This is a genomic window from Salinivibrio sp. MA427 (assembly GCF_001996115.1).
GTDB lineage: Bacteria > Pseudomonadota > Gammaproteobacteria > Enterobacterales > Vibrionaceae > Salinivibrio > Salinivibrio costicola.
Genome location: NZ_MUFH01000093.1, coordinates 1 through 8,753, shown reverse-complemented (window position 1 = coordinate 8,753; position 8,753 = coordinate 1). Strand labels below are relative to the sequence as shown.

Genomic DNA, 8,753 nt, shown 5'->3' with positions numbered 1-8,753 from the left:
GTATTGGATTTGAACGGGAATACTACCTTGACTCGCGAAAAAAAAGTTCTATATATCAATGAAATCAAAGAGCTGTTACCACACCGCTATCCGTTTTTGTTGATTGATCGTGTTACCGATTTTGAAGAAGGGCAGTACCTTCACGCGATTAAAAATATTACGGTTAATGAGCCGCAGTTCACTGGGCATTTTCCGCAGTTGCCGGTGTTCCCAGGCGTACTGATCCTAGAGGCGATGGCACAAGCGACAGGCTTGCTCGCGTTTAAGACCTTCGGTAAGCCGAAAGACAACGAGCTATACTATTTTGCAAGCATTGATAATGCTAAATTCCGCCGCCCAGTCTCGCCAGGCGACCAACTGGTTCTCGAGGTAGAATTTATTAAAGAGCGCCGAGGTATTGCGGCCTTTACTGGCGTCGCAAAAGTCGATGGTGATGTTGTCTGCTCGGCTCAATTAAAGTGCGCAAGAAGAGAGATCTAATTGTGATCCACGAAACTGCCTATATCCATCCCGCTGCCGTTGTCGAAGACGGTGCAGTCTTGGGGGAAAACGTAAAAATTGGCGCCTTTTCTTATGTGGGGAAGGGTGTAGAGATCGGTGCAGGGACCGAAGTGATGACTCATGTGGTGATCAAAGGGCCTACGCGTATTGGTTGTGATAATAGAATCTATCAGTTCGCCTCCATTGGTGAAGCATGCCAAGATCTTAAATATGCTGGTGAGCCAACAACATTGGAAATTGGTGATCGCAATACCATTCGGGAAAGCGTGACCATGCACCGCGGCACGGTGCAAGATAAAGGCGAAACCAAAGTTGGCAGCGACAACCTGTTTATGATTAATGCCCACGTTGCCCATGATTGTGTGGTAGGGAATCATTGTATTTTTGCCAACAATGCGACCTTGGCAGGACACGTCCATGTCGATGACTATGCGATAGTGGGCGGGATGTCAGCTATTCACCAGTTCTGCGTCATTGGTAGTCATGCCATGCTCGGCGGCGGATCCATTGTGGTTCAAGACGTGCCACCGTATGTGATGGCTCAAGGCAATCACTGCGCACCGTTTGGGATCAATGTGGAGGGTCTCAAACGCCGTGGCTTCGACAAGTCCGCCATTCGGGCCATTCGTGCGGTGTATAAAAACATGTATCGCGCCGGTAAAACGTTAGAAGAAGTGAAAAAAGAGCTCGCGGCGCAAGCAGAAGACGAACCTGCATTGGCGTTGTTTGTTGACTTTTTTGCACGCTCAACGCGAGGCGTTATTCGTTAATGTTACCGAGTGAGCGTCCATTACGGGTTGGAATCGTCGCCGGAGAAATCTCCGGCGATGTTTTAGGTGAAGGCCTCATCAAGGCACTGCGCGCCCAGCACCCGAATATTGAATTTGTCGGCATTGGCGGCCCACGAATGATAGCGCAAGGCTGCCAGAGCCTGTTTGATATGGAAGAGCTGTCCGTGATGGGGCTGGTCGAGGTCTTGGGTCGACTGCCGCGTTTATTGAATGTGAAGGCCGCGCTGGTGAAGCACTTTACTGCTCATCCGCCTGATGTCTTTATTGGTATTGATGCGCCGGACTTTAACTTACGTCTTGAAGCATCATTAAAAAAAACCGGAATAAAAACCGTCCATTACGTCAGCCCGTCAGTGTGGGCGTGGCGGCAAAAGCGGATCTTTAAAATTGCGGCCGCCACGGATCTTGTCTTAGCGTTTCTGCCCTTTGAAAAAGCGTTTTACGACAAGTTCGACGTGCCGTGTGCCTTTGTCGGTCACACCATGGCGGATAGCATTCCGATGCAAGTGGATAAAACGGCGGCACAGCAACCCCTGGGGCTTGACCCTAATAAACGTTGGTTAGCGGTCCTTCCGGGAAGTCGCGGCAGTGAGATGGCGATGTTAGCCCCGCCGTTCATACAAGCCTGCCAACAGCTTGCGGCACGTTATCCGGAACTTGGCTTTGTGGTTGCTTTGGTTAACTCGGCACGTCGCGAACAGTTTGAGCAAGCTTGGCAGGCCATTGCCCCAGAGCTTTCGTTTACCTTGGTTGACGATACAGCGCGCCAGGTTATTAGTGCGGCCGATTCTGTGTTGCTGGCGTCGGGAACCGTCGCGCTTGAATGCATGTTACTCAAGCGTCCTATGGTGGTGGGCTACCGCGTGAAACCACTGACAGCATGGCTGGCAAAGCGTTTGCTTAAGACCCAGTATGTCTCGTTGCCGAATATTTTAGCAGACGCGCCACTGGTGCCTGAACTGCTACAGGAAGACTGTCAGCCAGAGGCGTTAGCGAAGGCCGTTAGTGATCAGCTTGATAGCGATAATCAAGCACTGTTGTCCACCTTTACTGCGTTGCATCAAACCATTCGTCAAAATGCGGATGCCTCCGCCGCCAAGGCAGTATTAACACTATTGGGTCACCATGACTGAACAACCTTTTGTATACCCGGACGCCAACGTGATTGCTGGTGTTGATGAGGTCGGGCGAGGCCCGCTTGTCGGCGCGGTGGTGACAGCGGCGGTGATTTTAGATCCCAATCAGCCGATTGTTGGATTAACCGATTCAAAGAAATTGAGCGAGAAAAAGCGGCTTGCGCTGTATGATCAGATCAAGCAAAAAGCGCTTTCATGGTCTGTTGGACGTGCTGAGCCTGATGAAATTGATGCACTCAATATATTACACGCCACGATGCTAGCGATGCAGCGTGCGGTGAATGGGCTGTCGGTTACTCCGGATTATGCGCTGATTGACGGTAATCGCGTGCCTGACTTACCGATGCCGGCGCAAGCCGTTGTGAAAGGTGACTTACGCGTGGCGGAAATCAGTGCCGCCTCAATTTTAGCCAAGGTCGATCGCGATCATGAAATGGCGTTACTGGATGCCGCGTATCCAGGCTACGGATTTGCCCAACATAAAGGGTATCCGACCAAAGTTCATATGGCCGCTTTAGCTGAGCACGGTGCCTTACCGATGCATCGTAAGAGCTTTAAGCCGGTTAAACGCGCGCTCGGTATCGACTAGTGCGCGCTATTTATCTCAGCCAATCATAGTGAAGTAGCGAGTTTTATGTCTGAGCCACGTTTCGTCCACTTACGCATTCATAGTGATTACTCCATGGTTGATGGAGTGTCCAAAGTGCCGCCATTGGTAAAAAAAGTGGCGGAAATGGGCATGCCTGCGATGGCACTCACCGATTTCAGTAATTTATGTGGGTTGGTTAAGTTCTATAACACTGCGAACAATGTGGGTGTTAAGCCCATTATCGGGGCAGATTTTAATGTTCAGTCTGATGCGTTTGGCGATGAGTTATGTCAGCTAACCCTGCTTGCCACCAATAAAGTTGGGTACAAAAACCTGACATTACTGATCTCCAAAGCGTATTTGCGCGGCCATGTGCAGCATCGTCCTGTGATTGATCAACAATGGCTCGTTGACCATGCCGAAGGCCTAATTGTGCTATCTGGCGGCTGTCGTGGTGATTTGGGTCGTGCTTTACTGAAAGGCAACCAAGCGCTCGCCGAACAGTGCGCACACTTCTACCAGCGGTACTTTCCTAACGCTTACTATATGGAGTTGGTGCGGACCGGACGCCAAGATGAAGAGAGCTACCTCCATTTTGCGGTCGACTTTGCTGCCGAGCATGATTTACCTGTCGTGGCGACCAATGAAGTCTGTTTTCTCTCGCCCGATGAATTTGATGCTCACGAAATTCGCGTCGCGATTCATGATGGCTTTACGCTCGATGATCCGCGTCGGCCTAAACACTACAGTGCAGAGCAGTATTTACGCACTGAGCAAGAAATGTGTGAGCTGTTTGCGGATATTCCCGAAGCACTCACCAACAGTGTTGAAATAGCCAAACGCTGTAATGTGCCTGTTCGGCTAAACGAATACTTCTTACCGAACTTCCCGACCGAGGGAATGGACATTGATCAGTACCTGGTTAAACGCTCGCAAGAGGGGTTGGAAGAACGTCTCGCCTTTTTGTTTCCTGATGAAGCAGAAAGAGCACGTCGACGACCCGACTATGACGCACGCTTAGAGCGTGAGCTTGGCGTGATTAACCAAATGGGATTTCCCGGGTACTTTTTGATCGTCATGGAGTTTATCCAATGGTCAAAAGATAACGATATCCCCGTTGGTCCAGGGCGTGGTTCGGGCGCTGGCTCATTGGTTGCGTATGCCCTCAAAATCACCGACCTGGATCCGCTGCAATTTGATCTACTTTTCGAGCGCTTTTTGAATCCCGAGCGTGTCTCGAACTCTATTGTGATAGCGAGGGACACCACCCTGTTACCCAGTTCGATAAAAATGATGTTGAAACCGCAGGCTTGGTGAAGTTTGATTTCCTGGGCCTGCGAACCCTGACGATCATCGACTGGGCGTTGGGCATGATCAATCCTCGCTTGAAAGCCAAAGGGCTGGATCCGATTGATATTACCGCGATCCCGATGACTGATCAGGCATCCTTTGCGATGCTGCGCAAAGCCGAGACGACCGCGGTTTTCCAGCTGGAATCGCGTGGCATGAAAGAGCTGATCAAGCGTCTTCAGCCCGATAGTTTTGAGGACATGATCGCTTTGGTGGCGTTGTTCCGGCCGGGCCCGTTGCAATCAGGGATGGTCGATAACTTTATTGACCGTAAGCATGGCCGAGAGCAGGTTTCTTATCCCGATGAGAAGTGGCAACATCCGTCACTGCAAGAAACGCTTGAGCCGACTTATGGCATCATTCTCTATCAAGAGCAGGTGATGCAGATTGCGCAAACGCTAGCGGGGTATACTCTGGGCGGTGCAGACTTGCTGCGTCGTGCCATGGGTAAGAAAAAGCCCGAAGAAATGGCCAAGCAGCGTGCAATCTTTGAGAAAGGGGCGATCGCCAACGGCATTGATGGCGAGCTGGCGATGCGCATCTTCGACTTAGTAGAAAAGTTCGCCGGTTACGGCTTTAACAAATCGCATTCAGCGGCATATGCGCTAGTTTCTTATCAAACGCTGTGGCTAAAAGCGCACTATCCCGCTGAGTTTATGGCGGCGGTGATGACTGCTGATATGGATAACACCGATAAAGTCGTGGGGCTGGTTGAAGAGTGTCGCCGCATGAAGCTGACGGTGTTACCGCCCGATGTGAATGCGGGTCTGCATCATTTTACCGTGAATGACCAAGGTGAGATTGTCTACGGTATTGGGGCGATTAAAGGGGTTGGCGAAGGCCCTATTGATACAATTGTCGCCGCTCGCGAGCAAGACGGTTATTTCCGWGACTTRTTTGATTTYTGTGCKCGMATTGATACTAAAAAAGTCAACAARCGTGTGATTGAACGGCTGATCCGCGCCGGTGCTATGGATAAACTGGGGCCACATCGTGCTGCGATGATGGCGTCTGTCGATGAAGCGATTCGCGCCGCGAGCCAACACCATCAAGCTGAAGCATATGGGCAAACCGATATGTTCGGGGTATTAACTGATGCCCCTGAAGAAGTTGAGCACGCCTACGCGCATGCGGCCCCTTGGCCAGATAAAGTATGGCTAGAGGGAGAGAGAGAAACGCTAGGGTTGTATTTAACCGGTCATCCCATTAATAGTTACCGCAAAGAGCTGAAAAATTATGTGACCTGGCGGCTGGAAGATGCGCACGCAACTAAACGCGATGTGATCTCGACCGTTTCAGGGTTGGTGATTGCTGCGCGAGTCATGACCACCAAACGCGGCTCTCGGCTGGGGATACTGACCCTGGATGATCGTTCGGGCCGGATGGAAGTGATGCTTTTTTCTGACGTGCTCGACAAATATCTTGATCTAGTGGAGAAAGATCGCATTCTGGTGGTCTCAGGACAGGTCAGCTTTGATGACTTCAACGGGGGGCTTAAAATGACCGCCCGTGAATTGATGGACATTAGCCAAGCGCGGGAAAAATACGCGCGTTGTTTGGGCATATCGATGTCATCTAAGCAAATAGAGGCCCCCTTTTTTGAACGATTTCATGATGCACTGGCGCCGTATCGTTCGGGTACGGTGCCGGTGAATATCTATTATCAGCGTGATGATGCGCGTGCTCGGTTGCGTTTAGGCGCGGAATGGCGTGTGACGCCAACCGATGAATTAATCGACACCTTGAAAGGCTTGCTCGGTAATGATCAAGTCGAATTAGAGTTTAACTAAGCCAGGCTGGTGACGTATCGCGTACACTGGCGGTGACCAATAGGATTCTCTTGGTATGAGTCTTAATTTTTTAGAGTTCGAAAAACCGATCGCAGAATTAGAAGCCAAAATTGAGGCCCTTCGTGCGGTGTCCAAGCGTGGCGGAGAAGACGCGGTTAACTTAGATAAAGAAATCGAGCAGCTGGAAACCAAAAGCGTTGAGCTTACTCGAAAGATTTTTGCTGATTTAGGTGCTTGGCAAGTCGCGCAGTTGGCGCGTCATCCACAACGCCCTTACACCTACGATTATCTGAACCGGATTTTTCACGAATTTGATGAGCTGGCCGGCGATCGTGCGTATGCCGACGACAAAGCATTAGTCGGTGGATTGGCGCGTCTTGAGGGACGTCCAGTGATGGTGATCGGTCACCAAAAAGGGCGTGATACTAACGAAAAGGTAAAACGTAACTTTGGAATGCCAAAACCAGAAGGGTACCGTAAAGCATTACGCCTGATGAAGATGGCGGAACGGTTTAATATTCCTGTGATCACCTTTATTGATACCGCCGGCGCGTATCCTGGTGTGGGCGCGGAAGAGCGCGGCCAGTCGGAAGCGATTGCTCGAAACCTTAAAGAAATGGCTGGGTTAACTGTCCCCATTATTTGTAATGTGGTCGGTGAAGGAGGCTCTGGAGGAGCGTTAGCGATAGGCGTAGGCGATTACGTCAACATGCTGCAATACTCAACCTATTCGGTGATTTCGCCTGAGGGATGTGCGTCGATTCTTTGGCGTGATTCAGCAAAAGCCCCTCAAGCGGCGGATGCAATGGGGATCACAGCGCCACGGCTTAAAGAGCTGGGTTTAATTGATACTGTGATTAGCGAACCACTTGGGGGCGCCCATCGCGATTTAACCGCGATGGCAGAGCGTATTAAAGACACCTTGTTGGCCCAGCTGGCTGATTTAGAAGGCTTGGATACGGAAAGCCTGCGCGATCGTCGTTACCAGCGTTTATTGAACTACGGTTATTGCTAAGCCGTTATGGTATTTATAGGGATAAAAGGGCCTTCGGGCCCTTTTCTTTTTACCAGCGGCCAGAAACAATGGCGGATTATATCGACAGTGAATGCCTATGCTTTACCAACAACTTTGTGATTGTTTGGCACCGTTAACCACGACGCCACGGCAGATCATTCTCGCATTAAGCGGTGGTCTGGACTCTCGGGTGCTGCTTGCACTGTTGGCTCAGTATCGTGATCAGCACCCCCAGCATTGTTATCGGGTGGTCCACGTCAATCATGGTTTGCAACTGCAGGCTGAACAATGGGCGAGACAATGCCAACACTGGGCTGAACAAGCGGGCTTTGACTGTCGAGTTGAGCATGTTGAACTCGACAGTGCGCTCAGTCTTGAACACGCCGCGCGTGAAGCAAGGTATCAGGCCTTGCAACAACATCTAGAGCCGGAAGGTTTAGTATTGACGGCGCAGCATGGTGACGATCAGGTTGAAACATTTTTCCTCGCGCTAAAGCGTGGCAGTGGCCTCGACGGATTAGCAGGGATGCCCGAGGTGCGTCCATTAGGGCAGGGCTGGCTCGTGCGGCCCCTCTTAGCCCAATCACGTGCTGCCCTTGCAAGCTATGCCAGCAGCCATGGGCTGAGTTGGATTGATGACCCTAGCAATCAGCAAACTCGCTTTGATCGCAACTTCTTACGTCAGCACTGGTTACCGGAAGCCGATGCGCGCTGGCCTGGCTTTCGACAAGCCGTTCAACGCACACAGCGCCTATGTGCAGAGCAATCCTCACTGCTGACGCGTTTTATCGCGCCGATAGTGGAAAATGCAGTCAGTGATTCAGGCGCGTTACCGATCGCGGTACTCCCCCAAGCGGATCCTGCCATGGCGCATGCGCTGCTCCGTCATTGGCTAAAGCGATATAAGTTGGTGCTCACTTATGCGCAGTTACAGGTGCTTATCCGTGACGTGATCCACGCCAAACAAGACGCTAACCCGTGTTTGACGATCGCAGATGTCAGTATTCGTCGCTATCAGCAACAGCTTTATGTCGTCACACCTTGTGCCGACTTATCGCAGTGGCAAGGAGAGTTAACACTGGAGCAGCCCCTGACGTTACCCGATGGGCTTGGACAATTGCACTTGTCGCCCTTTGAGGCGACAGCGCCAGGTTTAGCGCTCGGACCATTAACCTCAACGCTCAAGGTCCACTTTAATCCGAGTGGCTTAGCAATGCATCCTGTTGGGCGGCAAGGGCGGCGAAAATTGAAGAAGCTCTATCAAGAGGCGGCGATCCCAAGTTGGTTACGTCGTCGGCAACCTATTGTCTGTGACGATCAGGGCGTGGTAGCGGTGGCTGACCATTTTGTTCGTCTAGGGGCGAGTGGTCAGCAATGGCGACTCGTTTGGCAACGTTAGCGTTAGTCTTTGCAAACGGATGTTTACCTATTTTTACTCCGTTAAACCGAGGACAAAAGAAACATCGCGCATCATGGCGGCATAATAGCATGCCCGTCTGGTGATGATTAATTGAGCAGTTAAGCGCCCCGGGCTTGCTTAATTTTCCCGAATTACTTAATGTACTAGTCTAATGATACATG

At 51.0% G+C, this 8,753-nt stretch carries 6 protein-coding genes and 1 pseudogene; all 7 read left to right on the top strand.

Translation table 11 applies throughout. The features are described 5' to 3' along the window. Positions 1-27: 27 nt before the first annotated feature. The 7 genes and pseudogenes from fabZ to tilS all read left to right on the top strand — a co-directional run bounded on the left by fabZ (position 28) and on the right by tilS (position 8,571). On the top strand, positions 28-480 hold the full coding sequence (gene fabZ, locus BZG79_RS07995; RefSeq protein WP_025744337.1) for a 3-hydroxyacyl-ACP dehydratase FabZ: 453 nt from the start codon (positions 28-30) through the stop codon (positions 478-480). Between the two features lie 2 nt (positions 481-482). Continuing rightward, the gene (gene lpxA / locus BZG79_RS07990; protein ID WP_077661051.1) at positions 483-1,271 is read left to right on the top strand and encodes an acyl-ACP--UDP-N-acetylglucosamine O-acyltransferase; all 789 of its coding nucleotides are present in this window, start codon (positions 483-485) and stop codon (positions 1,269-1,271) included. Beyond that, positions 1,271-2,425, top strand: coding sequence for a lipid-A-disaccharide synthase (gene lpxB, locus BZG79_RS07985; RefSeq protein WP_077774141.1), 1,155 nt, complete (start codon positions 1,271-1,273; stop codon positions 2,423-2,425). The genes lpxA and lpxB overlap by 1 nt, the downstream gene beginning before the upstream one ends. Beyond that, positions 2,418-3,017 (top strand): ribonuclease HII, encoded by a 600-nt coding sequence (gene rnhB, locus BZG79_RS07980; protein ID WP_077459727.1) that lies wholly within the window; start codon positions 2,418-2,420, stop codon positions 3,015-3,017. Before lpxB ends, rnhB begins: the two co-directional genes overlap by 8 nt. 45 nt (positions 3,018-3,062) lie before the next feature. Further along, positions 3,063-6,157 (top strand): annotated as a pseudogene (locus BZG79_RS07975) (DNA polymerase III subunit alpha). A gap of 55 nt (positions 6,158-6,212) precedes the next feature. Beyond that, positions 6,213-7,172, top strand: coding sequence for an acetyl-CoA carboxylase carboxyl transferase subunit alpha (gene accA / locus BZG79_RS07970; protein WP_021021988.1), 960 nt, complete (start codon positions 6,213-6,215; stop codon positions 7,170-7,172). A 97-nt stretch (positions 7,173-7,269) separates the two neighbouring features. Further along, positions 7,270-8,571: a tRNA lysidine(34) synthetase TilS gene (tilS, locus tag BZG79_RS07965; RefSeq protein WP_199877623.1), complete on the top strand. Its 1,302-nt coding sequence runs from the start codon at positions 7,270-7,272 to the stop codon at positions 8,569-8,571. The last annotated feature ends 182 nt before the right edge of the window (positions 8,572-8,753 follow it).

What these genes read in the sequence shown, in the direction of transcription:
- lpxB (WP_077774141.1), top strand. Translation starts at nt 1,271, where the DNA reads ATGTTACCGAGTGAGCGTCCATTACGGGTTGGAATCGTCGCCGGAGAA.
- rnhB (WP_077459727.1), top strand. Translation starts at nt 2,418, where the DNA reads ATGACTGAACAACCTTTTGTATACCCGGACGCCAACGTGATTGCTGGT.
- accA (WP_021021988.1), top strand. Translation starts at nt 6,213, where the DNA reads ATGAGTCTTAATTTTTTAGAGTTCGAAAAACCGATCGCAGAATTAGAA.
- tilS (WP_199877623.1), top strand. Translation starts at nt 7,270, where the DNA reads ATGCTTTACCAACAACTTTGTGATTGTTTGGCACCGTTAACCACGACG.